Source organism: Methylocapsa sp. S129 (assembly GCF_009765995.1).
Lineage (GTDB): Bacteria > Pseudomonadota > Alphaproteobacteria > Rhizobiales > Beijerinckiaceae > Roseiarcus.
The window spans coordinates 167,544-191,583 of the sequence record NZ_LMUI01000008.1 but is presented as its reverse complement, the minus strand read 5'-3'; the positions used below and the strand labels follow the sequence as shown (position 1 = coordinate 191,583).

The window sequence follows — 24,040 nt, the reverse complement described above, 5'->3', positions numbered from 1 at the left end:
CAGAAATCCCAGAGGTCAGGCCGCGCTCAGCCGCCGGTCGCAAAACCGGGATAAAGCGTCATGCCGCCGTCAACGAAGAGGGTCGTCCCGACCACATAGTCCGAGTGATCCGAGGCGAGCCAGACGGCCGCCCGCGCAATGTCTTCGGGCTCACCGATCCGCCCATAAGGGATCAGCGTCATCAGTTGATTATAGGCTTCCGGCGTATTCCATGCCGAAGTGTTGATCGGCGTGCGGATCGCGCCGGGCCCGATGGCGTTGACGCGGATGCGCTTGGGCGCGACCTCCTGCGCGAGACTCTCCATCATCAGCTTGATGCCGCCTTTGGACGTTGCGTAGTTGGCGTGACCGCCCCAGGGAATCTGCTGGTGGACCGAACTCATGCAGATGATCTTGCCCGCGGCGCAGGACACGGAAGGAACGATTCCGCGGCGCAGGAACTCGCGAATCGCTTCGCGCGCGCATAAAAATTGACCCGTCAGATTGACGCCGAGCACCATGTTCCACTGCGCCATCGTCATCTGGTGAAACGCCGAATCGCGCTGCAGGCCGGCGTTGGCGACGAGTATGTCGATCGTGCCGAATTGCTGGATCATGCTCTTGAACATGCCCGCGACCTGATCCTCCGAGGACACATCGGCCTTGTAGGCGAACGCGTTGGCGCCCGACCGGCGAATTTCATCGACCACCGCACTGGCGGAATCGTCGCCGTCGACATAATTGACCACGACATCGGCGCCGGCCTGCCCCAAGGCGATCGCGACGCCGCGGCCAATGCCGGAATTGGCGCCGGTCACCAGCGCTTTCTGCCCGGCGAGAAGCTTTTGCGGGGCAAGTGCGGGCGCGGTCGATTCAGTGGGCGTCGTCGGCTCGGATGTTGTCACGCGGGGCTCCTGTTCGGGACGCTGAAGGCGCCAGCGTAGCGGACGGCGAGGGAATCCTCTAGCGTTGCTTCTATCGCGAGAATGCGAAGCCGCGGTCTTATCGGACGGCGACAGGAGGCAGGCTTTGCTGAGCGTTTTCGTGACCTTCGCCGTGCGCAGCCTGCTGGTCGCGCTGTTTCTGCCTTTCAGCGCGCTCGACAAGATTCTGAACTTTAGGCAAGCGGTCGGGCAAGCCGGACAGGCCGTGCGATCGAATTTGCTCGCCACCATCTTGATTTTATGCGGATTTGGCGTTGAGGTTTTCATGTCGCTCGCCATCCTCGCCGGCGTCGCCGACCGCCTCGCCGCGTTTATCCTCGCCGGCTATTGCATCGTCACCGCCTTGCTCTGGAAGCAATTCTGGAGAGCTTCGGACTTCCGGTTGAAAGGCGAGAGCGGCGGACGGGACGTCTTCTGGGACTTTTTGAAAAATCTGGCGCTGGCCGGAGGCTTTCTTCTGCTCGCCTTCGGCGCCGACGCATCCGGGGTGCGGCGCTTCCTCGGCAATCCGCTGGCGTCATCGCACCCTTACGCCATCAGCGACGCGGGAGACGGGCGATGACCGACAAGCCGATCGTTCCCTATTGGCATTTGTGGACGGATTCGGATGGGGTCAGCCGCCAGAAGCAATGCGCAATGACCCGTTTCGCGCTGAAATCGATTCAGGAGCCCGCCACGCCGCAATGGCAGGGCGACAAGACCAGCGGCGCCATGTCGACCATGATCACGGTGCTTCCCGTCGGCTGGATCGGCGAGTGGCACGAGAACCCCAAGCCGCAATGGATCATTCCCTTGTCGGGACGCTGGTTTGTCGAATCGATGGATGGCGCGCGGGTCGAGATGGGCCCGGGAGAAATATCTTTCGGCGGCGATCAGAACTGCCGCGACATCGCGGGAAAGCGCGGCCATCGCTCGGGGACGGTCGGCGACGCGCCCGCCGTGCTGATGATCGTTCAGTTCGACAATGCGCCAGCCCCATCGGCGCCCTGCGCATTCGCGTGAGCGCGCGCGATCGCATAGAGATCGGCAGGCTGGCGCGGTTTGTCCTCGTCGCCGCCAAGGCGGACCATCTTGCCGCTTTCTACGAGCGCGCGTTGGGCTTTCGCCGACGCGCCGCGAACAGGCTGTCGGGGCGGAGTTTTGAAAGTCTCATGGGCGTGACGGGAGGAGCGACAAGCGTCACGCTCGGCCTTGGACGCGAAACCGTCGAACTCTTGCAGTTCGATCGGCCCGGCCGATCTTATCCCGAAAAGGCGTCGTCGTCGGACCTCATTTTCCAGCATTTCGCGATTATCGTCGCCGATATGGGCGCCGCCTTTCGCAAGCTGTCGACAGTTGCAGGCTGGACCGCCATCTCAAGCGGAGGCCCGCAGCGCCTGCCCGAGACTTCCGGCGGCGTCACGGCGTTCAAGTTTCGCGATCCGGAAGGTCACCCGCTTGAACTTCTCAGCTTTCCCGTCGGCAAAGCGCCGCCGCGCTGGCGCGCAGACGTGGCTGGCGAACCCTGCCTGGGCATCGATCATTCCGCGATCAGCGTCGCCGATAGCGCCCGCAGCATCGCCTTTTATGAAGGGCTTGGCCTGAGCGTATCCGCGCGCTCGCTCAACCGCGGTCCCGAGCAGGAGCGCCTCGACGGCGCGCGCGAGCCTCCTGTGGACGTCATCGCGCTGGCCCCAGCGCAGGATACCCCGCATATCGAATTGCTGCGCTATCGCGCGGACGCCCGTGACCACGGCGCCGTCGCGCAAAGCAATGACATCGCCGCCACGCGTCTTGTATTGGAGACGCGCGCGCCGTCGGCCGACGCGGGCGGCATCGCGCCGCATAGCCTGATCGATCCGGACGGCCATCGCCTGCTGATCGTTCCGCCGTCCGCATAAAGGCCGAGCGCATCGACGCGATCAGCCCTTTGCGCCCGCATTGGTCGTGTCGGCCGGCGTGACATGCGCCGAATCCGTTTCGTCGCGCGGATGAAGCAGCAGCGCGATCAGCCCGGTCCAGCCGGTCTGATGCGAAGCGCCGAGGCCGCGTCCGGTATCGCCGTGGAAATATTCATGAAACTGCAGACGGTCGCGGAAATTGACGTCCTCCCACTCCCGGCTGGACTCGCCGAGATAGACACGGCGGCCGGATGGGTCTTTCAGGAACAGGCGCTGCAATCGCCGGGTGAGCTCCTCGGCGACGCCTTCGAGCGACAGGAAAACGCCCGACCCCGTGGGGCATTCGATCCGATAGGCGTCGCCGTAAAATTTGTGAAGCTTATGGAGCGCTTCCACAATCAGATAATTGATCGGCATCCAGATTGGGCCGCGCCAGTTCGAGTTTCCGCCAAACAGCCGCGTGTCTCCTTCCCCTGGCGTATAAGCGACAGTGAAGCTTCGATCGCCCAGCACGAAGACGCAAGGGTGCTGCTCGTGATATTTCGAAAGCGACCGGATGCCGAAATCCGACAGGAATTCCGTCTCGTCGAGCATGCGCGACAGCACGCAATTCAACCGATGGCGGCGCATCAGCGACAGCAATTGATAGTCGAGTTCGTTAGGCTCGCGCCAGTTCGATACGAGGCGCGCCAGATCGGGACGCTGGGCCATGAACCAGTTGAGGCGCGCGGCGAAATGAGGAAGCGTGCGCGCGAAATCCTGGTGCAGCACTTCGACCGCGAGCAAAGGAATCAGGCCGACAAGCGAGCGCACGCGCAATTGCTCGCTGGCGTGGCCGGGCGTCTGCAGGACGTCATAATAAAAGCTGTCCTGTTCGTCCCAAAGTCCGGTCTGCGTGGCGCCGCCCTTCGCGTGAACCGCTTCGGCGATGTAAAGAAAATGTTCAAAATACTTTGTAGCGAGATCTTCGTAGACGTGGTTCTCTATCGACAATTCGAGCGCGATGCGCATCATGTCGAGGGCGAAGGCGGCGACCCATGCGGTGGCGTCCGACTGATCGATATGGCCCCCATCCGGCAGCGGCGCGCTGCGATCGAAAGGGGCGATATTGTCGAGGCCGAGAAAACCGCCCTGAAAAATATTGCGTCCCTCCGAATCCTCCCGGTTCACCCACCAGGTGAAATTCAGCATCAATTTATGAAAGACGCGCTCGAGAAACAGAGTGTCGCCGACGCCTGAACGCTTGCGGTCGATTTCATAGATCTGCAAGGCGGCCCAGGCCTGAATCGGCGGATTCACGTCGCTGAAATTCCACTCATAGGCCGGCAATTGACCGTTCGGATTTTGCGATCGCGCCTGCGTGACAAGCACGAGCTGCGCCTTAGCGAAAGCGGGATCGATCAGCGCGAAGGTGACGCAATGGAACGCCAGATCCCAGGCGGCGAACCAGGGATATTCCCAAGTGTCGGGCATCGACATGATGTCGCCCAGCACAAGATGGCTCCAGTTCGCATTGCGCCCGCTGGCGCGTTCTGGCGCGGGCGCCGGTTGCAGCGGATCGCCTTGCAGCCATCGGCGAACGTCATAGCCATAGAATTGCTTGGACCAGAGCATGCCCGCGAGCGCCTGACGCTGCACAAGCCGCTGATCTTCGTCCGCAATGCCCGATTGCAGAGCGGCATAGAATTCGTCGGCCTCGGCGCGCCGCGCCGCAAACGTCGAATCGAAATCAAGGAATGGCGGCGCCGACGCATCCTGCGGCCTCAGCCGCACCCGGACGGACACGCTGCCGCCAGCGGGAATGTCCAGGGCGTAATGCGCGGCGGCTTTGGTTCCGCAGCGGTCCGGGTTGACGGCCGAAGTCTTGCCGTCGACCAGCGCGTCATTGAAGCCGTCCTTGAACCAGCCCTGGACATCGGTCCCGTACAAGCGATTCGTATTGGTGTCGTTATCGCAGAACAGCAACGCCGCCGCGCCCTCGCAGGCCATCGCCATCGGCGGCTGATCGGGATGGTCGATCAGGATATTGTCGTCGCCTTTGGCTTCTAGCCGGGGCTTGGCGAGGACCGCGGTCCACGACCAGATATTGCGCGCGCAGATTTGGGGCAGCACATGCAGCCTCGAAGCCGCCGCGCCGCGATTATGCGCCGTGATGCGCAGCAGAATATCGTCTGGCGCGACTTTGGCATATTCGATCTCGACATCGAAATATTTATTGTCGTCGAACACGCCGGTGTCGATCAACTCGTATTCGCGATCCCGCAGCCCACGCGCCGCGTTCGTGGCGACGAGGTCGGCATAGGGAAAGGGCGCCTGGGGATATTTGTAGAGCATCTTCATATAGGCGTGCGTCGGCAGGCCATCGAGATAGTAGGTGAGCTCCTTGACGTCTTCGCCGTGATTGCCCTCGGCGTTGGTCAGGCCGAACAGCCGCTCCTTCAGGATCGGATCGCAGCCGTTCCATAAGGCGACGCTCATGCAAATCCGGAGCTGATCGTCCGCAAAGCCGCCGATGCCGTCCTCGCCCCAGCGGTAGGCGCGGCTACGGGCGTGGTCGTGAGGAAAATACTCCCAGGCCGACCCGTCCGCGCTGTAATCCTCGCGAACCGTTCCCCATTGCCGTTCGCTGAGATAGGGGCCCCATCGACGCCATGCGGCGCCGGACGCGATGCTGGCGAGGCGGCGCCCCTCCTGCGTGTCGCGCACTTGCGCATGAGGGGCATTGGGCATTTCCGTCTTCACAAGTCGACGCCTCCACGCGGGGCGGCCAGTATAATCCGCCGCGATCCGAAGTCCGCATCAAATCCGATAGCGCCCTCGCATTGCGCATTCGTTGCGATAAGCCTCGGCTTGGGGCATATCTTGCAGGCGTCAAAGCTCACAGCAAGGGTCAATCGGATGCCGGGGAAGCTGCGCACGATAGAGCTGCTGCGTTTCCTCCTTGTCGCCTCGATCGCCGGCCCGGCGATCCTTCTCGCCGCGGTGGCCTGGCTGACCTATCAGGCCGCTTTCGTGGATGCGAAGCATGAGATCATTCGCACCAGCGAAGTTGCACGCGAACATGCCTCAAAAGTCTTCGATAGCTTCGCATTGGTGTCCGATCGCGTACAAGGGCTCCTTGACAGGCTTGACGACAAGGCCATTACCGCGTCCGAGGAATCGCTCCATAATAAATTTGTCGAGATCATTCGCGACCTTCCACAAATTCAGTCCCTTATCGTCCTCGATCGCGACGCTCGCCCTCTTGTCGCCACCGCCGCCTTTCCGGTCGCTTCCTCAGAGGATTTTTCGGACCGGGATTATTTCGGCGCTTTGACGAAAGGCGGCGCCGTCACCTACATCAGCAAGCTCCAGACGAGCCGCATCAACGGCAAGACATTTTTCGGTTGGGGCCAAGCCCGACGGGGCCCCGACGGCGCCGTGGCCGGGGTCGTGGACATCGCGATCTCGCCAAGCTTCTTCATGCGATTTTACGACACGCTCGTCCGGGAAGTCGGCGAAGGCCTCGACGGCCGCGTCGTGACGATGATCCGTGACGACGGGCAGATTCTCGTGCGCTATCCCGCCTTCGAAGGCAATCCGGCGCCGATTTCCTCCTCCAATCCTTTCTTCGCTGCGATTCACACGGATCCCAATGGCGGGGCGTATGTGAACCGGTCCGTGATCGACAGCGACGCCCCCGAACGTTTGTACGCATTTCGAAAGGTTCCCGGACATCCGATCTATATCGTCGCGGGGCGTTCATTCGGCGCCGTGACGAGCGAATGGCTGCACGGCATGTTCGCCTATCTCGCGGTGGGCGTAGCCGGCGCGCTAGCCCTCTTCCTGGTGACGCTCGCCACGCTTCGCGGCGCGCGGCGCGAACAGGAAGCCCTGGCCCAGGTCCGCGAGGAGATGGCCCGGCGAGAATTGGCCGAGGACCAGCTTCGCCAGGCCCAGAAGATGGAGGCGGTCGGGCAGCTCACCGGCGGCATCGCCCATGATTTCAATAATCTGCTGACCGTCATCCGGTCCTCGATCGACTTGCTCCGACGCCCGGATCTCGCCGATGACCGCCGCCGCCGCTACCTCGACGCCATTTCGGACACGACGACCCGCGCAACCAAGCTCACAGGCCAGTTGCTTGCCTTCGCGCGCCGGCAGGCGCTCAAGCCCGAAGCGTTCAACATTGTCGACAATGTCACGAAAATTATCGAAATGGTTCGCGCGCTAACGGGATCGCGCATTGCGATTGAAACTCATCTTCCCGACGAGCCGCTCTACATCAACGCGGACCCCAGTCAGTTCGATACGTCCATTGTCAATGTGGCGGTCAATGCGCGCGACGCCATGAACGGCGAAGGACGCCTGACCATTACGGTAAAGGCGGTCAGCGAGATTCCCGCCCTGCGGTCCCGGCCAGCCGCGCCGGGCGATTATATCGCCGTGGCGATGAGCGACACCGGGGCCGGCGTCGCCTCGGACAAACTGGAGCAGATATTCGAACCGTTCTTCACGACCAAGGGAATTGGCCACGGCACGGGGTTGGGCCTTTCGCAGGTGTTTGGGTTCGCCAAGCAATCGGGGGGCGAGGTTACGGTGGAAAGCGAGGTCGGTCGGGGGGCCACCTTCACGCTCTATCTTCCGAGGGCGGCGGCCGACAGCCGCCCGGACGAAGCGACTCGCGAATCGCCGCCGGCCGACGGTCATGACGCCTGCGTGCTCGTGGTCGAGGACAATGCGGATGTCGGCGCCCTCGCCGCCCAGACCTTGACGGAACTTGGCTATTCCAGCGTCCGGACCGCCAATGCCGAGGAGGCGCTTGCCGAACTGGCCAAGAACGCGGAACGTTTCGACGTCGTGTTTTCCGACGTCGTGATGCCGGGCATGAATGGCGTCGAACTCGGTCGGGAAATTCGTCGACGCTATGCCGATCTGCCCGTCGTGCTGACAAGCGGCTACAGCCATGCGTTGGCGCGCAACGGCGCTGACGGGTTCGAGCTTCTGCACAAGCCTTATTCGGTCGAGCAATTGTCGCGCGCGTTGCACAAGGCTGCGAACAGGCGTCCGGTTTAGCCGACGATCATCGAGACCTGAACCGCGCCGCTGTTGCGCAACACCCGCATCGATACATGCCCTCCCGAGCGTCTGAGTTCGATATCGACGCTTGCGCCGCTCATGCCGAGTTGACGCAATATGACCCGATCGAAGGAAGCGGGCAGCCGCGGATTCCTGAATCGGATCTCGCTTGCGTCCGGCGCGAATTCGAGGCCAAGCGTCGCCTGAAGCATCAGGAACAGCGCGCCGCTCGCCCAGGCCTGCGGGGAACAAGCCACCGGATAAAGCGTGGGGCCGGCGCCGCGTCGTCTGCGAAAGCCGCAATAGAGCTCCGGCAGCCGCCGCAGATCCATGTAGCTGGCGGCGGCGAACGCCGCTTCGAATATCTTGTCCGCATGCTCTTTGAACCCATAGCGCGAAAGGCCCAGCGCGATGAGCGCATTGTCATGCGGCCAAATCGAGCCGTCGTGATAGGACATCGGGTTGTAGCGCGGCTCCCCTTTGGCGATCGTACGAACGCCCCAGCCGGAAAAAAAGTCGGGCGAAATCATCGCGTCGGCGACGCGGCGAGCCCGATCCGGGCGCGCAACGCCCGTCCATAGGAGATGACCGGCGTTTGAAGAACGCACGCGGCATGGTTTCTTCTGGCCATCGAGCGCGATCGCATAGAGGCCGAGGTCCTCGCACCAGAACGCGTCCTCGAAGCGCTCGGCCAGACGATCGGCGGCGCCCTCGAGCTCTTCAGCCATATCGCCGCGGCCCAGACGGCGCGCGCATTGGGCGGCCAGTTTCCTGGCGGCGTAGGCGTAGCCCTGCACTTCGCAGAGCGCGATCGGGCCACGCGCCAGTTCGCCATCGGCATGGAATACGGCGTCGAACGAGTCTTTCCACCCCTGATTGCGCAACCCCTGTTGCAGGCCTTCGGCGCCGGCGCCGCTATATTCGAGAAAACCGTCGCCATCGCGGTCGCCCGACGAATCCATCCAGTGCAGCGCCCTTTCGACCGCCGGCCATAATTCGCGCAATGTCGCTTCGTCGCCCGTGCGTTCGACGTAAAGGCCAAGCAGGATCACGAACAGCGGCGTCGCATCGACCGAACCGTAATAGAGGCCAAACGGCACTTCCTTCAGCGCCGCCATTTCGCCACCACGCATTTCGTGCACGATTTTGCCCGGCTCAGCGTCGGCGGCCGCGTCGACCGCGGTCGCCTGGAACGCTGCCAGCCGCTTGAGCACGCCTTTGGCGATCGTGGGATCGCACCACAGCATTTGCAAAGCGGTCAGCAGCCCGTCGCGGCCGAAGGTCGTGGAGTACCAGGGGATGCCCGCATAGGGATAGGCGCCTTCCGGGGTTTCCGTGATCAGCATGCGCAGGTCGGCCATGGCGCGGCACAAAGCCTCATTGAGCACCGCATTCGACGTCTCGACGGCGCCGGCATGCCGGGACGCGAATCGCTGGTCGCGATTGGCGGCGATGAGACCTTTAAAGAAGGTCATCCGGCGGGGAGGATGCAAGCCGTGGCACTCGGCGGAGAAATATATGTAGAGCGACTCGCCCGCCGCCAGCTTCAGACTATAGGTCGCGGCGCTGGCGATCAGTTCGGTCGGCGCCGGGTCGAAACGCATTTCCGTGCGCCGCGTCACGCCATCGAGACCTTGATAGATGAACGAGACTTCGCCGACGCCGGGCGTCAGTTCACGCAATTGGCCCCGCCGCTGACGCTGCTGGCCGCGCACCTCGAACAGGTCGGCGAAGTCATTGCCGAACGACAGGGATAGCGTGAAGGCGACAGGCGTCTCGCCATGATTGCCCACCGCGATGCGCTGGTGCGCGACGCCTTTCCAGAGGTAGGCGGTGCGCACGATATGAAGCGTATCGCGCGGCAGAATAATGCGCACTTCGTAGAAAACATCGGGATTGGTGAGATCGGCGGTCAGCGTGAGATTGTCGTCGCGAACGCTTGAGCCGAGCAGCAGCGGCTGCATCCCGTCGATCAGGAGTTCGAACCGCGAGAGAAAGCGCGTATCGTGATCGAACAGACCATCGGGACCGCCGGCCGAGGCGCCCATATCGCCGTGACTGTCGAAGACCGCGAAAGTGTCTCCATGTTTGAGCGTGCGGCGCGGCCGCGCCGAAGGGCCGGTGGAGGGGATGTAAAACGGCGCTTCCGCGATCGTGTCGAGCGTGCGGGCGCCGCTGTCTGTTTTTCGAGGCTTGGCCTCAGCTTGCATGATGCAGGACGCCGCTTTTTACGGGGAGGGGGATGACATTGGGGCCGAGCGCCTGATCGCCTTGAACGAGACCGTGTTTGGCGCTTCGGGTCGCGCCGCGATAGACGTTGAGATAGTCGGCCGCCATGCGCGACGCCGAAAAACGTTCCTCAAATCGCCGCCGCACCGCGCGCCGGTCGAGACGGATCACCGCGGGCAATATGCGAACCGCCTCGTCGACCGATCCAACCACACGTCCGGTGATGCGTTCGTCGATAATTTCGGGCGTCGACCCGCAGCGGAAGCCAAGCACCGGTGTTCCGCACGCCATCGCTTCGATCATGACGAGCCCGAAGGGCTCGGGCCAATCGATCGGAAACAGCAGGGCAAGCGCATCGCCGAGGAATTTTATCTTGTCGCGATCATTGATCTCGCCGATAAATTCCACACCCGGCCGATCGAGCATCGGGGCGATCACCTCGCGGAAATAATCTTCGTCCGCTTTGTCGACCTTGGCGGCGATCTTCAATCGAAGCCCCAAAGCATTGGCGATGGCGATGGCGCGATCGGGTCGCTTTTCGTGCGAAATGCGGCCGAGAAAGGCGAGGTAGCCGCCGCGGGGCTCGTAATTGGGGCGCAGCAGATCGAGCGGCAGTCCATGATAGATCGTTTTGGCGAAGTTCGCGTCTGCGATCGGCTGGCGCTGCGCGTTTGAGATCGACACGAGCGGCATTTCTGGAAAGGCGCGGTACATCGGAAGCAAGTCAGGCAAATCCTGGCGTCCATGCAACGTGGTGACTGTCTTGGCGGCGATATCGCGAAATAAAGGCAGATGGAAGGCATCGATATGAAAATGCAGGACGTCGAAAAGATGGGCGCTACGGCGCAACTTATCGAGCATGATCATATAGTGCGGGATGTAATCCCGGATGGCGGGATTGAGCCGTATCGCCTGCGCCGTGCCGACGACGAGCCGGGCCGATGTCACGGAATCGCCGCTCGCGAACAGCGTTACATCATGGCCCTGCCGCACCAGTTCTTCGGTCAAATGAGAGACGACGCGCTCCGTGCCCCCATAAAGCTTCGGTGGAACGCTCTCCATCAACGGAGCAATCTGGGCGATTTTCATGAATGTTCCGAGCAGGAGGGGAGCGCCTCTTAAATGCGCGGGCGAACGTTTCGTTCCCTGCTTGCGCTGCTCGCGACGTCATGAGGGGTTGTCTGGCCTCGCTATTTCGCGAGTCCGCTCTTGACCGGCCGCCCCGCCACATAGGTTTCTTGAACCGCGCGATCGTCGCCCATCATCATCAGGATGAACAATTCCTCGGCGATGTCGCCCTCGACGCTTTCCATCCGATGCGCCATCGCGGGCGTGGCGCGCGAATCGAGCACGATGATATCGGCCTCAAGCCCTTCGCGTATCGCGCCAATGCGATCCTGCAGCCCAAGCGCCCGGGAATTGCCCAGCGTCATCTGATAGAAAGCTTGCAGCGCCGGCCAGGACTGGCCGCCCATCTGCAGCACTTTATAGGCCTCGTTGGCGGTTTGCAGCATGGAATAGCTGGTGCCGCCGCCGACATCGGTGGCGAGCGAAACGCGCACCTCGTGATCGTGAAGCCGCTTCATATCGAACAGACCGGAGCCGAGGAAGAGATTAGAGGTCGGGCAGAACGCGGCGACCGAGCGGCTCGCCGCCAGCGCCGCGACCTCCGATTGTTCGAGATGAACGCAATGGCCGAAAACCGAACGCGGGCCGAGCAGGCCGTAGCGCTCGTAGACTTCAAGATAAGTTTTCGCCCACGGGAACAGCTCTTTGACGAAAGCGATCTCGGCGCGATTTTCATCGAGATGCGTTTGCATATAGGCGCCGGGACTTTCGCGCAGCAGCGCGCCGGACGCTTCAAGCTGCGCTTCGGTCGAAGTAATGGCGAAGCGCGGCGTGACCGCATAGTCGAGCCGGCCGCGCCCGCTCCAGCGCGCGATCAGCGCCTTGCTTTCGTCATAGCCGCGCTGGGGATCGTCGGTCAGGCCCTCGGGCGCATTGCGGTCCATCATCACCTTGCCCGCGATCATGCGGGCGCCGCGCTTCAGGCTTTCGTCGAAGAATACGTCGACGGATTCGGGATGGACGGTACAATAGACCATCGCCGTCGTCGTGCCCTGACGAAACATTTCGTCGAGGAAAAAACGCGCGACAATATCGGCATGATCGCGATCGCGCAGCTTCTGCTCCTCGACAAACGTATATTTCTGCAACCATTCGAGGAGCTGCGCGCCGTAAGAGGCGATGACGCGGGTCTGGGAATAGTGGATATGCGTGTCGATGAAACCGGGCATGACGAGTTTGCCCGCATGGTCGTCGATTGCGGCGCGCGGCGCGCGCGCACGGATCGCCCCCACTTCGCCGACCGCCGCGATGCGTCCGTCTTCGACAAGCACGGCGCCGTCTTCGATCATTTTCAGCGCGCCGGCGCCGGCAAGGCGGGGCTCGTCGTCAAAGCTGAGGATGCGGCCGCGGATGATCCGCGCCGCCAAAACATCGTTCACGGCAAAATATCCTTCAGCCGAAGCGCGGCGATTTTGTTGATCTCGGCCAGCGCCGTTTCAAACTCGGTTGGCTTCTCGTTTTTGAGCCGCTGTTCGAAGGCGGCGAGAATATCGCTCTTCGTCTTGCCCTTGACCGCCATGATGAAGGGAAAGCCAAACCGGGCGCGGTAGGAATCGTTGAGCACAGTGAATCTGGCGAGTTCGTCGCTGGTCAATCGATCGAGCCCGGCGCCGGCCTGCTCGCCTGTCGATTCCGCCGTCAGGCTCTTGGCCAGAGCGAGTTTGCCGGCAAGATCGGGATGCGCGTCGATAAGGGCGCGTTTGGCGACGTCGCCGCCCGCCAGCATCGCGCGCGCCATCGCCGAGGCCAGACCGGCGGAGGTGTCCGCATCCGCGCCAAGCCCCGCGTCGAAAGCGGCTTCGGCGACCCAGGGCGAGTGCTCATAGACGCCGCCGAAGCGCTCGACGAACAGCGTGCGGCTGATGCGCGAGGGCTTCCAGCCGCCTTTGGGGGGATGTTTGCGGATCCAATGGCGCGCAATATCGAGCCGGGTGGCGACCCAAACCTGGTCATGCCCGCTGACATAATCGAGAAAGCGCGCCAGCGAAGCGGCTCGTCCCGGGCGCCCAACCAGCCGGCAATGAAGGCCGATCGAGAGCATTTTGGGCGCGGTCCCGCCTTCCGCATAGAGCGTGTCGAAGGAATCCTTGAGATAGGCGTAGAATTGGTCGCCCGAATTGAACCCCTGCGCGGCGGCAAAACGCATGTCGTTGGAATCGAGCGTATACGGGACGATGAGTTGGGGGCCCTTGGGCCCTTCGATCCAATACGGCAGATCGTCGGCATAGGAATCGGCGCAATAAAGGAAGCCGCCCTCCGCCATGCCGAGCCGGACCGTGTTGATCGAGGAACGGCCTTGATAGAAGCCGAGCGGGCGCGCGCCGGCGATCGCCGTGTGAATCTCTACGGCCTCGGCAATGTGCCTGGCTTCGACTTCGAGCGGCACGTCGCGATAATCGATCCATTTATAGCCATGGGTGGCGATTTCCCAGCCGGCCTCGTTCATCGCGGCGACCGGCTCCGGATTCCGCTTCATCGCCGTCGCGACGGCATAGACCGTCACCGGCATCGCGCGCTCGGTGAACATCCGATGCAGACGCCAGAAGCCGGCGCGCGAGCCATATTCGTAAATCGATTCCATGTTCATATGGCGCTGGCCGACCCACGGCGCCGCGCCGACGATTTCCGAGAGGAAGGCCTCGGAGGCGGCGTCGCCATGAAGAATGTTGTTTTCGCCGCCCTCTTCGTAATTGATGACGAATTGCACGGCGATGCGCGCGCCACGGGGCCAATCGGCGAAAGGCGGCGTGCGTCCATAGCCGGCAAGGTCGCGCGGATAGGCTTCTTCGGTCATCGATGGGTTCCCCGAGTGGCGTCGATATAAGCGTAACGCGCCCGGCGCTTCCTTCCAAATATGGGCGAAACTGCTTCGCGCGGCGCACGCCAATCCAGCCGTTTGCGCAGGCGCGTCGTTTGGGCCAAAGCTTCATGCAAGGCTCCAGGCATCCAGCGGCGAACGCATGAACGAAATTTCCCTTGTTCTCGAACCGCCTATTGCGCGCATTCGGCTGCATCGGCCCGATCGACGCAACGCCATGTCGCGCGCGATGTGGCGCGCCTTGCCCGCTCTATGCGCGCACATCGCCTCGGCGAGCGAGGCTCTGGTCGTCATCGTGGAGGGGTCCGAGGGGCATTTTTGCGCCGGCGCCGATCTCAGCGAGTTCGAGACCGTCTTTCGCGACGCCGAGGCGACGCATGATTACAATCAGGCGATTCAGGATAGTCTCAACGCCCTTGTTGCGCTCGATCGCCCAACGATCGCCGCCGTCAGAGGCAGCGCCATTGGCGGCGGCATGGCGTTGGCGCTGTGCTGCGATTTGCGCTTCTGCGCCGACGACGCTTTTCTGGCGATTCCGCCCGCCAAGCATGGCCTCCTCTACGGTTTTGTCGAGACGCGCCGGCTGGTTCAGACGATCGGCCCGGCGCGCGCGAAGGATCTTTTGTTCAGCGCGCGGCGGGTCGAATGCGCCGAGGCTTTGACGATGGGGTTGATCGATCGCCTGGTCGAGCCGTCGCGACTGGAGGCGACGGTCTTGGCTTACGCGCGCGAACTTGCCAGCTTGAGCCAATATTCGGTCCGGGGCGGAAAAATGGCGATCGATGCAATCGCCGGCGGTCTCGACCAGGAAAGCCCGGCCTTCCGAGCCTTGGTGGAACGCGCTGCGGCGGGCGAGGACTTTGCCGAGGCGCGATCCGCGTCCCGGGCCAAGCGCGCGCCGGAATTCCGCTTTCGCGGACGGCTCGCGCCGCGGGGCTGAGTGTCCTTTAAGCGTTTGGCGGGCGAATGGGAAAGATCAGGCAGGAGGTCGTCGCATGGGCGATCACCCGCCCCTGCGGATCGGTGACGCGCCCTTCGGCGGTCGCGATCTGGCGGCCGACATGGACGACCTTGCCCTCGGCGCGCAGGACGCCTGTCTTGTCGTTTGCGCCGCGCGTGTAATGAATGTTCAGATCGAGCGTCGTGCAGGAGAGTCCCGCCTTGAGCGTCGATTGCACGGCGCAGGTCATGCAGGAATCCAGCAGAGTCGCGGCAAATCCGCCATGGACGGCCCCCGCCGGATTGTAATGAGCCGCGGTCGGAATCGCCGCGAAGACCACGCGGCCGCGCTCGGTTTCAACGATATCGAAACCCAACAGCACCGCCATCGCGGGTGGGGGCCAGCGCCCATCCTTGATCCGATTGAGAAATTCGAGGCCGTCCACCTCTTCGCTCGTCGCGATTGAAGCGCCCGGAGCGGTCCGAAGGGCCGTGGAATTTTGCTCGCTCATGTCGATTTCGCTCCTTGGCTTCCCGCCGACGCCGTAGAGCGCCGTCGATTTAGTTCATATCGAAACCAACCACGATTGGTTGCGAAACGCAACCAAAAAGTCTAACAATCCAGAATGCAAACTCCCCCTTTTGAAGATCAGCCCTGCTCAGTCGCCCAAGCCTTGGGCGAGATTGGGGAAAGATGGACGCTGCTGATCCTGCGCGAAGCTTTTTTCGGCATGCAGAGGTTCACGGATTTTCAGGCGAGACTCGGCGTGGCGCGCAACATCTTGACCGCGCGTCTGAACAAACTGGTCGCGACGGGAATTCTGACCCGCAATGTCGCGCCGGGCCGCGGCAATCCGCGCTTTTACAGGCTGACAGAGAAGGGGCGAGACGTTCTGCCCGCCTTCATCGCGCTGATGCAATGGGGCGATCGCTGGATCGCGGGCGAGGCAAAAGCGCCCGTTCGCGTCGTCGATACGGCGACCGGCGAGGAAATCGCGCGGCTGCGCGTGTGCGCCCGCGACGGCCGGCCGCTCGTGGCGCGCGAGATGCGCGTGGTCCCCGGGCCCGGCGCGGACGTGAGCATTCATCGGCGTTTTGGCGCCACGGCCTCAGGCGGCGAAGCGCCCGAAGCGGCGTTCGCTTTTCGCCGGGGATGAGCGCCGCGCGAGAGAACGCGCCCGTGTTAATTGTCCCGCGACGCGTTGATTGAGGATGTGATGTCCCAATCGAGCGGGCGACCTTCGGGCAGCGGCTGGGGAGGAACCAGCGGCGCGGGACTATAGGCGCGCACGGGCGGCGGCAATTCTCCTGTCGGACCGTGCAGCGCCATCGGGCCGCCGACGCCGGGCGCCGCTTGCGCAATATCCTGCGGCTCCTCAATCTCGGGCGCGGGCGGCAGGCCATCGGGCTGCCCAGGCGCGGGCGTCAGATTCGGGGCGGGAGCGGGCTTGCAATAGCGGCGCGGCCCCGTATTTGTCGCGCCATGCATCGCCAGATCCAGATGAAAATGATTGTAATGGAACACATCGGCGCCGGGCCCGAGCACAGTAGTGAAATGCTGGCACGCGCCGGCGTGAACCTCATGCAGGAAGGCTGATTCCTGCGTATCCGTCTTCTTCCAATCCTGAACGATGACGATGTTGCGCCCGTCCGCCAGTTTGAAGCCAGAAATGTCGATCGCATTGCCGAACGCATGTTCCGAGAGCCGCGCGCCGGCAAGATTGTCGACGCCGCGGCAGCTATAGGCGCCGAACGTGGTCAATCCCACGACGTTTTGGCCAAAATGCGCCTGGGCGATCGGCTGCACGACATCGGCGAGCCAGTCCTCCAGGGCGGGAATCATCGAGCAATCGATCGTCACCGGCCCCTCGACAGAGACCGTCCCGTTCGCCAGGCCCGAAACCTTGAACGGATGGGTAAGCCCGCAAATGCCGGGCCCGTCGATTTCGTGGGCCGGCGTAATGAAAGCGGAGGGTTGAACCAGCCCGCGAGCAAGACACGCGTTCTCAGCCTGGGTGCGCCAGGCCGGCCGCTCGGCGTGTTCGAGGAACCCGCAACCGGACAGCGACAGAAGGGCGCAGGCACCCAGGAACAATGGCGAAACGCGACATGCCATTGGCTAGAAGTGCGCGCAATCTTTTAACAAAAACTAAAGCACGGCGGCGCGGGCGCTTTTGCGATGACGCGAGCGGCCAAAGACGCGCGGGCCATGTTCGCGCCCAAGTTTGCCGTCATCTGGGCGTTTGGGATGTGCTATTTCTCGATTCTATGGACTGGAGCGGCGGGCATGGCCCTCAGGCGGCGCTGGAAAGGGACGATCGGCGCGGCGCTGGGCACGCTTGTCTTTTGGGCGGCGCCAAGTCCGGCCCTCGCCCATCCCCATGTCTGGGTGACCATGCGCAGTCAGGTCGCCTTCACGCCGGACGGCAAAGTAAGCGGAATCATCCACGACTGGACTTTCGACGAAATGTATTCCTCCTTCGCCACACAGGGCTTGGCTCCGGCGGGCCAATTGGTCAAGCGCGAGGATTTTGCGCCGCTGGCCAAGGAAAACGCCGGCTCGCTCGCCCAGATCGGCTATTTCACGACCCTCAAGATCGGCGGCAAAGCGGTCGATTTCGGCGATGTCACGGATTACTGGATGGAAGAGCGTCCGGACCATCTCGTGACCTTTCACGTCGTCCTGCCTCTCAAGACGGCGACGGCGCCGGGAAAATTCTTTTCGCTGCTGGTCGCCGATCCCGAATTTTTCATCGATTTTGAATTTGACGACAAGGACGGCGTCAAACTGGCCGGCGCGCCGGCGGGGTGTTCGCTTTCCCTCGCCAAGCCCAAACCGCTGGAGGCGGACGAATCGAGCAAGCTGACCGAGTCCTTTTTCAGCGGCCTGGCCCCCGGCGCCAATTTCGGCTTCAAAATGGCCAGCCGCGCCATCATCGCCTGTCCGTGAGAAATTTGCTGAATCTGCGCGCGCTATGCACGCTCGCCGCATTGGCGATCCTGCTAGCTTTGGTCGCCGATCCCGCTCTGGCGCAATCGGCCGCGCGGCCTTTTGCTCTGCCTGGCGGCGAGGCCGGGGGCGCGCCGACCGGTTTTGCCGGTTGGATTCTCGGCGTCGCCGCCTGGCTCAACCATTTGATGGCGGGCGAAGTCAAAGCGCTGCATAGCGATCGTTCGGCGATCTGGGGCCTCATCGGCCTCAGCGCCGCCTATGGCGTATTCCATGCGGCCGGGCCGGGCCACGGCAAGGCTCTGATCGCCTCTTATATGTTCGCCAACGAGCGGGCGCTGCGGCGCGGAATGGTTCTGTCCTTCCTCGCGGCGATCTTGCAAGCACTGGTCGCGATCGCGCTTATCGGCATCGCCGCGCTCATCTTCCGGGCGACCGGCGCGCAGATGAACAGCGCCAGCGATGTGGTGGAAATCGCGAGTTACCTCCTTATCGCCGCCATCGGCGCCTGGCTCGCCTGGACCAAAGGCCGCGCCTTCGCCGCCGCCTTGCGCCGCGCCATCGCGGATCGCGCCAAGCAACCCGCTCTTTTTGCCAACGCGCCCTGGCGGCCCGCGCTGGCTCTGGGCGTCGCCTCGCAGTTTCGCGTCGAGACGCCGGGCGCCAATATCGTCGCGGAAGCCGATTGCGGTCATTATCATGCGCCCGATCCCGCCCAGCTTGGCGCCGGCTTTTCCTGGCGCGGCGCCACGGCGACCGTCGTCGCGGCAGGCGCGCGGCCCTGTTCAGGCGCCATTGTCGTGCTGACTTTCGCGCTCACCCAGGGGTTATTTCCCGCCGGCATTATCGCGACCTTCGCAATGGCGCTCGGCACGGCGATAACCACCAGCGCCCTGGCCTGCCTTGCTGTTTTCGCCAAGGACGCCGCCATGCGCCTGGCCTCGCGCGAATCCGCGAGGGCGACCCTGATCGCGCGCGCGCTGGAATTGGCGGCGGCGCTTTGCGTGCTCGCCTATGGGCTCGCGCTGCTGCTATTCGGACCGACCGGCGGCGGATAGGCGCGTTGAAACCGGGCGCAATGCGCAAAATCTGGGCGCCGGCGCGAGCCTAACGGATCGTCGCCGTTGGTTCTGTTCGCATTTTTCGCGCCGCGGGCTGGCATGGCCTTTGCGTAGATATCTCTCCGGGCAAGGGTGAGAGCGCCGTCGGTTCGACGCCGGTCTCTGACCCAATGAGGCCGACAGGACGCAAGCCATGTTCGCAAAAACGCTCGATCATTTCGCGCAGGTCGCCGCCGACAAGGCGGCTTTCGCGCGTGAAAAGCCCTCCGCCTTCTTCATTTCGTCGATGATGGCCGGCGCCTATGTCGGCATCGGCATCATTCTCATCTTCACGCTGGGCCAGCAGATCGATCCCAGCCTGCGCAGCCTCGTGATGGGGGCGTGTTTTGGCATCGCGCTGACGCTTGTCGTATTCGCCGGATCCGATCTCTTCACCGGCCATACGATGTTCATGACCATCGGCGTCGCGCGCGGTTCGGTCGATCTTGCCGCGCTCGCGCGCTGCTGGGTCCTGTCCTGGGTCGGCAATCTCGTCGGCTCGGCGCTGCTCGCGTTTGTCTTCTGGCTTGGCGGCGGCGGCCAGATTCTCAAGGACGGCGCCGACCTGGTCTTCGCCGCTTCCGCCGCCAAAATGAACGCGCCCGCTCTAGCGCTCCTCGCGCGCGGCGCTCTGTGCAACTGGCTCGTCTGCCTCGCTCTCTGGACAAGCGCGCGCGCGACAAGCGATGCGGCCAAATGCATCCTCATCTGGTGGTGCCTCTTTGCGTTTATCGCCGCGGGCTTCGAACATTCGATCGCCAACATGACGATCTTCTCGATCGCTCTGCTCGGCAATCATCCCGCGAGCGTCAGCTTTGGCGGCATGGCCTACAATCTCTTGTGGGTGACGCTCGGCAACGTCATCGGCGGCGCCGGCTTTGTCGCGCTCGGCTATCTCGGAGCCAGCCCGAAGGAGACGGCCAAGGCGCTGGCGCCCGCGCCCGCCGAATGATGCGCGTTTTCTTATCGCTTTGTTTGAGACGCAGCTATCATGTCAAAGCACACATGACGCGTCGGCGCGGTTTCATTTTGCCTCACGCACTTTCCAGCGCGCGCGTCGCAAGCGCGACTACCCGTGGAATGGGCTTCGCGCCCTGCTCGTAATAGGCCACCATGCGGCGGCTGAGGCCCAACGCGCGCGCCGCCGCATCCAGCGTATAAGCCTTGCGGGTGCGCCAATTCTTGAAGGCGTCCGGCGACATAGTTGCGCCCGTCTGCTCTTGCGCAAGCCGCCATAAAGTATCGGCTGACATGTCAATCTGGTCAGACCAGACGACATCCGTTCCGTGTTCCCCCACGCTTACGCTGGCAAAGGAATCCTGCGATCGACGCAGTGGTTCGTAAACGCGAAAGGTCTCAATCGGCCCGGACACGTCAACGTGGCTTTCATCGCCGTTGTCCCAGCGGACGCGCAAGGTCAGAGGCTTCTTGCCGGCCGCCACGGCGGCGATGCGCGGCAAATTCTTCTTCGGCATAGTCAATTCCGTTCGTTGAGTTCGGCCCACTTGAGGACCAACATTTCCCGATTGACTTGCGCCCAAGCCAGCGCCTCTGCGATCTCCGTCGGGCGGGCTTCCCCTGCGATCACCGCCAGATCAGAAATCCTCACGAGCGCCTGAAAGTCGGGCGCGACGATGTGGAAATGCGGCGGGCGATGATCGTCGGCGTACATGCGGACGCTGACGGAGCCAAAACGTTGCAAGGTCGGCATATAAATCCATCGAATGCCATAGTGCAACTATTGCACTTTTGGATCGAAAATGTCAAGGCGGCCTGAACAACGCCGCTTTCGCTTGCCGCCCTGTCCGTCCCCCGCTAAATGCCTCCACAGATTCCCGGACCCCCACATGCCCGCCACACCCGAAGACCTCCTCGCTTTCCTCGAAAGCCTCACCATCCCTACGCATACCGTCGAGCATCCCCCGCTGTTCCGGGTCGAGGATTCCGTGGCTTTTCGCGGCGACATTCCGGGCGGCCATACCAAGAATCTCTTCGTCAAGGACAAGAAGAGTCGCTTGTTTCTGCTCGTGCTCGACGAAAATGCGCAAATCGATCTCAAGCGCGCGCATGAAAAGATCGGCGGCCAGGGGCGGGTTTCATTCGGGTCCGCCGAGCTTCTGGAGGAAGTCTGGGGCGTCAAGCCGGGCTCCGTCACCCCATTCGGCGCGATCAACGATCGCGACGCGAGGGTCACGGTTGTGCTCGATGCGGCCATGATGGCGCACGAACGCCTCAATTTTCACCCGCTCGTCAATACCCGAACGACAGGTCTCGCCAGCGCCGATCTCGTCAAATTCCTGCGCGCGACTGGGCATGAGCCTGTCGTCGTCGCCTTGGGCGGCGCCGACGGCTGACGCCCCGCCTCAACGGGCGGCGTGATGCTCCGCCCGGCTCTTGCGGGTCGCCGCCGCTTTTTTCGCGGAGGCGGAGCGCGCCGCCTTGGGTCGCGACGCCGCCGCCGCGCCGCCGATCCTGCCGCCCTTATGCGCGGCCGGGTGGCCGGTCTCGACGCCTCGGCCTGAGCCCGCTTTCTTGCCGCCGCCGTCGTCTTTATTGACCGTCGCCCAAGCCCGGCGCTCGGCTTCTTCCTCCGGCACGCCCCGTTTCTCATAGCTTTCGGCGATATGATCGGCCTTGCGATCCTGTTTATCCGTATATTTGGATTTGTCTCCGCGCGGCATGACAGACCCTCCGTTCGTGCGAACCGTCAAACGGCGACCGTCGTCGCAAAGTTCCCGCGACCGTCGGCCAGATATTGCACAAGGCTGCGCACGGCCCCATCTTTGCGTATAACAGCGAAAATTCCACTGACGGAGACGGATTGATGGCGATCGGCAATGGTTCAGGCGGCGGGGCGCCCGCGACGGTCAAAGACGTGACGACCGCCTCGTTCGGACAGGACGTCATCGCCACCTCGCAGCGCCAGCCCGTGCTCGTCGATTTCTGGGCGCCCTGGTGCGGACCCTGCAAGCAATTGGCGCCGGCGCTGGAAAAGGCGGTCGCCGATTCCGGCGGCAAGGTGAAACTCGTCAAGATGAATATCGACGATCACCCGCAGATCGCCGGCCAGCTCGGCATTCAATCGATTCCCGCCGTCATCGCCTTCGACAAGGGCCAGCCGATCGACGGTTTCATGGGCGCGCTGCCCGAGGGTCAGGTGCGCGGCTTTATCGAGCGGCTCGTCGGTCCGCTGACGGCGGGCGCCGATGAGTTGATCGCGCAGGCGCAGACCGCGGCCGCCGCCGGCGATTCCTCGGGCGCGGCGGCGCTTTATTCGCGCGTCCTCACCGAAGACGAGGGCAACATCAAAGCGATCGCGGGTCTGGCCAAGCTGCATGTCGACAGCGGCGATCTCGATCAGGCCAAGGCGGTTCTGTCCCTGGCGCCGGCGCCTCCGGCGGGCAAGGATATCGACCCCGCGATCTCGGCCGTGAAAGCTGCGATCGATGTCGCCGAACAGGCGGCGGCGCTTGGCGATCTCGGCCCGCTGGAAAAGGCGCTCGCCGACAATCCGGACGACAATCAGGCGCGCTTCGACCTCGCGCTGGCGCTCAATGCGCGCGGCGAGCGCGACGCGGCCGCCGACCGCCTGCTGGAAATCATCAAGCGCGACCGCAAATGGAACGACGACGCCGCCCGCAAGCAATTGGTGCAGTTCTTTGAGGCCTGGGGCTTGATGGATCCCGCCGCCGTTCAGGCGCGGCGCAAATTGTCGGCATTGATTTTCTAGTCCGCGCCGGCCGCAATTTGCCGGTATTTGAGCCACAAGGTGGGTTCAGATCGCGTGTTTAGCGGACAGGCGCCGCGGCGCCCGTCCTTTGAGGTTTCGTGCCATGAAATTGAATCGCAGCTATGAGCGCCCCTCCGAACTGCCTCAGACCATTCCCGTATTCCCGTTGGCCGAGGCTCTGCTGCTGCCGCGCCGGCCGTTGCCTCTGAGCATTTTCGAGCCGCGCTATCTCGCGATGATCGACGATGCGCTTTCCGGCGAGCGGCTTATCGGAATGATCCAGCCCAGCGACGGCGAGGAAGCCTCGGACAAGTGGCCCGAGCTTTGCGCAATCGGCTGCGTTGGCCGCATCACGCAATTTGCCGAGACGGGCGACGGCCGGTGCTTCGTCACCCTGACCGGCATCGCACGGTTTCGCGTCATCGGCGAGGCTCCGGCCTCGACGCTCTATCGCCAGGCGCGCATCGATTTCTCGGAATTTTCGAACGATTTTCGCGAAGGCGAGGGTGAGAACGCCGTCGATCGACCGGGCCTGCTGACCGCGTTGCGCAAATTCGCCGAAGCCAGGAAGTTCAAGATCGATTGGGACGACATCCAGAAAGCTTCCAATGAGGCGCTGGTCAATGGCCTGTCGATGCTGAGCCCCTATGGCGCGAAGGAAAAGCAGGCGTTGCTGGAGGCCTCCGATCTCAAGGCGCGCGCGGACATGCTCGTGGCGATCACGCAGATGGAGCTCGCGCGAAGCGAGCATGCCTCGCCGCAGATTCACTAGGCCGATCCTTCAGAGCCGCTTCCGGGCGGGCGTCGCCCGCTTACCGCGAACGGCGCGCGTCGCTCATCCAGTAACGGGGACCAGGACCCTGCCGGCTGGCGCGATCGCCGGGATTGGCGAGCTGGCATTGCCGGAGCGACAGGCAGCCGCAACCGATGCAGCGGGTAAGGCCCGCCTTGAGGCGGCGCAATTCGGCGATCCGTTCATCGATGCGCCGTGTCCAACTGCCGGAGATTTTCGCCCAATCGGATGGTCCGGGTGCGTGATTTTCCGGCAGTTTCGCCAGTTCGGCGCCGACCTCATCGAGCGTCAGGCCCATGCGCTGGGCGAAGACGATAAACGCGACCCGCCGCAGCACCGCTCTGGAATAGCGGCGGTGACCTGAGCCGGCGCGCTCTGATTTGATCAGGCCGCGCGTTTCGTAGAATCGCAAAGCCGAGGCGGCGACGCCGCTGCGGCGCGAGAACTCGGAAATTGTGATGAGGTCGGGCATGTCTAGAGAACGTGGAATTG

24 protein-coding genes are annotated in these 24,040 nt (G+C 63.2%); 12 read left to right on the top strand and 12 right to left on the bottom strand.

Going from position 1 to position 24,040, the window contains the following annotated elements:
• Nucleotides 1-26: 26 nt before the first annotated feature.
• Entirely contained in the window at nt 27-884 is an 858-nt protein-coding gene (locus GSQ90_RS01795) for an SDR family oxidoreductase (RefSeq protein ID WP_158812761.1), read from the bottom strand.
• Nucleotides 885-1,008: 124 nt separating this feature from the next.
• Here GSQ90_RS01795 and GSQ90_RS01790 point away from each other — a divergent pair, with 124 nt between their 5' ends.
• The 3 genes from GSQ90_RS01790 to GSQ90_RS01780 are packed head-to-tail and all read left to right on the top strand — an operon-like array spanning nt 1,009 to nt 2,803.
• Entirely contained in the window at nt 1,009-1,485 is a 477-nt protein-coding gene (locus GSQ90_RS01790; RefSeq protein WP_246731367.1) for a DoxX family membrane protein, read from the top strand.
• Nucleotides 1,482-1,925 (top strand): cupin domain-containing protein, encoded by a 444-nt coding sequence (locus GSQ90_RS01785; RefSeq protein ID WP_158812759.1) that lies wholly within the window; start codon nt 1,482-1,484, stop codon nt 1,923-1,925. Before GSQ90_RS01790 ends, GSQ90_RS01785 begins: the two co-directional genes overlap by 4 nt.
• Nucleotides 1,922-2,803: a VOC family protein gene (locus GSQ90_RS01780; RefSeq protein WP_158812758.1), complete on the top strand. Its 882-nt coding sequence runs from the start codon at nt 1,922-1,924 to the stop codon at nt 2,801-2,803. Before GSQ90_RS01785 ends, GSQ90_RS01780 begins: the two co-directional genes overlap by 4 nt.
• A 21-nt stretch (nt 2,804-2,824) precedes the next feature.
• On the opposite strand, the gene GSQ90_RS01775 is transcribed toward GSQ90_RS01780, so the two are convergent.
• On the bottom strand, nt 2,825-5,533 hold the full coding sequence (locus tag GSQ90_RS01775) for a glucosidase (RefSeq protein WP_158812757.1): 2,709 nt from the start codon (nt 5,531-5,533) through the stop codon (nt 2,825-2,827).
• 168 nt (nt 5,534-5,701) lie between these two features.
• Between GSQ90_RS01775 and GSQ90_RS01770 the strand changes: the two genes are divergently transcribed.
• Entirely contained in the window at nt 5,702-7,858 is a 2,157-nt protein-coding gene (locus tag GSQ90_RS01770) for a hybrid sensor histidine kinase/response regulator (protein WP_158812756.1), read from the top strand.
• Here the strand turns inward: GSQ90_RS01770 and GSQ90_RS01765 are convergent.
• The 4 genes from GSQ90_RS01765 to puuE all read right to left on the bottom strand — a co-directional run bounded on the left by GSQ90_RS01765 (nt 7,855) and on the right by puuE (nt 14,012).
• Entirely contained in the window at nt 7,855-10,071 is a 2,217-nt protein-coding gene (locus tag GSQ90_RS01765) for an amylo-alpha-1,6-glucosidase (RefSeq protein WP_158812755.1), read from the bottom strand. The two genes, GSQ90_RS01770 and GSQ90_RS01765, sit on opposite strands and share 4 nt — an antisense overlap.
• Nucleotides 10,061-11,179 carry a glycosyltransferase family 4 protein gene (locus GSQ90_RS01760; protein WP_158812754.1) on the bottom strand — a complete coding sequence of 373 codons (1,119 nt, stop codon included), beginning with the start codon at nt 11,177-11,179 and terminating at the stop codon, nt 10,061-10,063. The genes GSQ90_RS01765 and GSQ90_RS01760 overlap by 11 nt, the downstream gene beginning before the upstream one ends.
• A 101-nt stretch (nt 11,180-11,280) precedes the next feature.
• Entirely contained in the window at nt 11,281-12,585 is a 1,305-nt protein-coding gene (guaD, locus tag GSQ90_RS01755) for a guanine deaminase (protein WP_158812878.1), read from the bottom strand.
• Between the two features lie 8 nt (nt 12,586-12,593).
• Nucleotides 12,594-14,012 carry an allantoinase PuuE gene (puuE, locus tag GSQ90_RS01750; protein WP_158812753.1) on the bottom strand — a complete coding sequence of 473 codons (1,419 nt, stop codon included), beginning with the start codon at nt 14,010-14,012 and terminating at the stop codon, nt 12,594-12,596.
• A gap of 166 nt (nt 14,013-14,178) precedes the next feature.
• On the opposite strand from puuE, the gene GSQ90_RS01745 reads away from it, so the two are divergent.
• Complete coding sequence (locus tag GSQ90_RS01745; protein ID WP_158812752.1) at nt 14,179-14,976, top strand: enoyl-CoA hydratase/isomerase family protein; 798 nt, start codon at nt 14,179-14,181, stop codon at nt 14,974-14,976.
• Between the two features lie 7 nt (nt 14,977-14,983).
• Here the strand turns inward: GSQ90_RS01745 and GSQ90_RS01740 are convergent, their stop codons facing one another.
• Nucleotides 14,984-15,487, bottom strand: a complete 504-nt coding sequence (locus tag GSQ90_RS01740) for a PaaI family thioesterase (protein WP_158812751.1) — start codon at nt 15,485-15,487, stop codon at nt 14,984-14,986.
• Nucleotides 15,488-15,601: 114 nt separating this feature from the next.
• Between GSQ90_RS01740 and GSQ90_RS01735 the strand changes: the two genes are divergently transcribed.
• Nucleotides 15,602-16,132, top strand: a complete 531-nt coding sequence (locus GSQ90_RS01735) for a helix-turn-helix domain-containing protein (RefSeq protein ID WP_158812750.1) — start codon at nt 15,602-15,604, stop codon at nt 16,130-16,132.
• Nucleotides 16,133-16,158: 26 nt separating this feature from the next.
• Here GSQ90_RS01735 and GSQ90_RS01730 read toward each other — a convergent pair whose 3' ends face one another.
• Complete coding sequence (locus GSQ90_RS01730) at nt 16,159-17,070, bottom strand: extensin family protein (RefSeq protein WP_246731366.1); 912 nt, start codon at nt 17,068-17,070, stop codon at nt 16,159-16,161.
• A gap of 114 nt (nt 17,071-17,184) precedes the next feature.
• Here GSQ90_RS01730 and GSQ90_RS01725 point away from each other — a divergent pair, with 114 nt between their 5' ends.
• The 3 genes from GSQ90_RS01725 to nirC all read left to right on the top strand — a co-directional run bounded on the left by GSQ90_RS01725 (nt 17,185) and on the right by nirC (nt 19,977).
• The gene (locus GSQ90_RS01725) at nt 17,185-17,925 is read left to right on the top strand and encodes a DUF1007 family protein (RefSeq protein ID WP_246731365.1); all 741 of its coding nucleotides are present in this window, start codon (nt 17,185-17,187) and stop codon (nt 17,923-17,925) included.
• Nucleotides 17,922-18,983, top strand: a complete 1,062-nt coding sequence (locus GSQ90_RS01720; protein ID WP_246731364.1) for a nickel/cobalt transporter — start codon at nt 17,922-17,924, stop codon at nt 18,981-18,983. The genes GSQ90_RS01725 and GSQ90_RS01720 overlap by 4 nt, the downstream gene beginning before the upstream one ends.
• A gap of 196 nt (nt 18,984-19,179) precedes the next feature.
• Nucleotides 19,180-19,977: a nitrite transporter NirC gene (gene nirC, locus GSQ90_RS01715; protein WP_158812748.1), complete on the top strand. Its 798-nt coding sequence runs from the start codon at nt 19,180-19,182 to the stop codon at nt 19,975-19,977.
• An 82-nt stretch (nt 19,978-20,059) separates the two neighbouring features.
• Here nirC and GSQ90_RS01710 read toward each other — a convergent pair whose 3' ends face one another.
• Both GSQ90_RS01710 and GSQ90_RS01705 read right to left on the bottom strand, forming a co-directional pair.
• A complete protein-coding gene (locus GSQ90_RS01710) occupies nt 20,060-20,500 on the bottom strand; it encodes a helix-turn-helix transcriptional regulator (RefSeq protein ID WP_158812747.1) in 441 nt (146 codons plus the stop codon).
• Between the two features lie 2 nt (nt 20,501-20,502).
• On the bottom strand, nt 20,503-20,736 hold the full coding sequence (locus GSQ90_RS01705; RefSeq protein ID WP_246731363.1) for a DUF4160 domain-containing protein: 234 nt from the start codon (nt 20,734-20,736) through the stop codon (nt 20,503-20,505).
• 136 nt (nt 20,737-20,872) lie between these two features.
• Between GSQ90_RS01705 and GSQ90_RS01700 the strand changes: the two genes are divergently transcribed.
• Complete coding sequence (locus GSQ90_RS01700; protein ID WP_158812746.1) at nt 20,873-21,379, top strand: prolyl-tRNA synthetase associated domain-containing protein; 507 nt, start codon at nt 20,873-20,875, stop codon at nt 21,377-21,379.
• Nucleotides 21,380-21,388: 9 nt separating this feature from the next.
• On the opposite strand, the gene GSQ90_RS01695 is transcribed toward GSQ90_RS01700, so the two are convergent.
• Nucleotides 21,389-21,706: a plasmid stabilization protein gene (locus tag GSQ90_RS01695; protein WP_158812745.1), complete on the bottom strand. Its 318-nt coding sequence runs from the start codon at nt 21,704-21,706 to the stop codon at nt 21,389-21,391.
• A gap of 143 nt (nt 21,707-21,849) precedes the next feature.
• Between GSQ90_RS01695 and trxA the strand changes: the two genes are divergently transcribed.
• A complete protein-coding gene (trxA, locus tag GSQ90_RS01690) occupies nt 21,850-22,755 on the top strand; it encodes a thioredoxin (protein WP_158812744.1) in 906 nt (301 codons plus the stop codon).
• Nucleotides 22,756-22,858: 103 nt separating this feature from the next.
• Nucleotides 22,859-23,527, top strand: a complete 669-nt coding sequence (locus GSQ90_RS01685; RefSeq protein WP_158812743.1) for an LON peptidase substrate-binding domain-containing protein — start codon at nt 22,859-22,861, stop codon at nt 23,525-23,527.
• Between the two features lie 40 nt (nt 23,528-23,567).
• Here the strand turns inward: GSQ90_RS01685 and soxR are convergent, their stop codons facing one another.
• Entirely contained in the window at nt 23,568-24,020 is a 453-nt protein-coding gene (soxR, locus tag GSQ90_RS01680) for a redox-sensitive transcriptional activator SoxR (protein ID WP_158812742.1), read from the bottom strand.
• Between the last annotated feature and the right edge of the window lie 20 nt (nt 24,021-24,040).

Bases quoted from the DNA above. Each gene is read 5' to 3' on its own strand.
- GSQ90_RS01685 (WP_158812743.1), top strand. From the start codon at position 22,859: ATGAAATTGAATCGCAGCTATGAGCGCCCCTCCGAACTGCCTCAGACC.
- GSQ90_RS01700 (WP_158812746.1), top strand. From the start codon at position 20,873: ATGCCCGCCACACCCGAAGACCTCCTCGCTTTCCTCGAAAGCCTCACC.
- soxR (WP_158812742.1), bottom strand. From the start codon at position 24,020: ATGCCCGACCTCATCACAATTTCCGAGTTCTCGCGCCGCAGCGGCGTC.
- GSQ90_RS01735 (WP_158812750.1), top strand. From the start codon at position 15,602: ATGCAAACTCCCCCTTTTGAAGATCAGCCCTGCTCAGTCGCCCAAGCC.
- nirC (WP_158812748.1), top strand. From the start codon at position 19,180: ATGTTCGCAAAAACGCTCGATCATTTCGCGCAGGTCGCCGCCGACAAG.
- puuE (WP_158812753.1), bottom strand. From the start codon at position 14,012: ATGACCGAAGAAGCCTATCCGCGCGACCTTGCCGGCTATGGACGCACG.
- GSQ90_RS01745 (WP_158812752.1), top strand. From the start codon at position 14,179: ATGAACGAAATTTCCCTTGTTCTCGAACCGCCTATTGCGCGCATTCGG.
- GSQ90_RS01725 (WP_246731365.1), top strand. From the start codon at position 17,185: ATGTTCGCGCCCAAGTTTGCCGTCATCTGGGCGTTTGGGATGTGCTAT.
- GSQ90_RS01775 (WP_158812757.1), bottom strand. From the start codon at position 5,533: ATGCCCAATGCCCCTCATGCGCAAGTGCGCGACACGCAGGAGGGGCGC.
- GSQ90_RS01710 (WP_158812747.1), bottom strand. From the start codon at position 20,500: ATGCCGAAGAAGAATTTGCCGCGCATCGCCGCCGTGGCGGCCGGCAAG.
- GSQ90_RS01765 (WP_158812755.1), bottom strand. From the start codon at position 10,071: ATGCAAGCTGAGGCCAAGCCTCGAAAAACAGACAGCGGCGCCCGCACG.
- GSQ90_RS01770 (WP_158812756.1), top strand. From the start codon at position 5,702: ATGCCGGGGAAGCTGCGCACGATAGAGCTGCTGCGTTTCCTCCTTGTC.
- GSQ90_RS01740 (WP_158812751.1), bottom strand. From the start codon at position 15,487: ATGAGCGAGCAAAATTCCACGGCCCTTCGGACCGCTCCGGGCGCTTCA.
- GSQ90_RS01785 (WP_158812759.1), top strand. From the start codon at position 1,482: ATGACCGACAAGCCGATCGTTCCCTATTGGCATTTGTGGACGGATTCG.
- GSQ90_RS01705 (WP_246731363.1), bottom strand. From the start codon at position 20,736: ATGCCGACCTTGCAACGTTTTGGCTCCGTCAGCGTCCGCATGTACGCC.
- GSQ90_RS01695 (WP_158812745.1), bottom strand. From the start codon at position 21,706: ATGCCGCGCGGAGACAAATCCAAATATACGGATAAACAGGATCGCAAG.
- GSQ90_RS01760 (WP_158812754.1), bottom strand. From the start codon at position 11,179: ATGAAAATCGCCCAGATTGCTCCGTTGATGGAGAGCGTTCCACCGAAG.
- trxA (WP_158812744.1), top strand. From the start codon at position 21,850: ATGGCGATCGGCAATGGTTCAGGCGGCGGGGCGCCCGCGACGGTCAAA.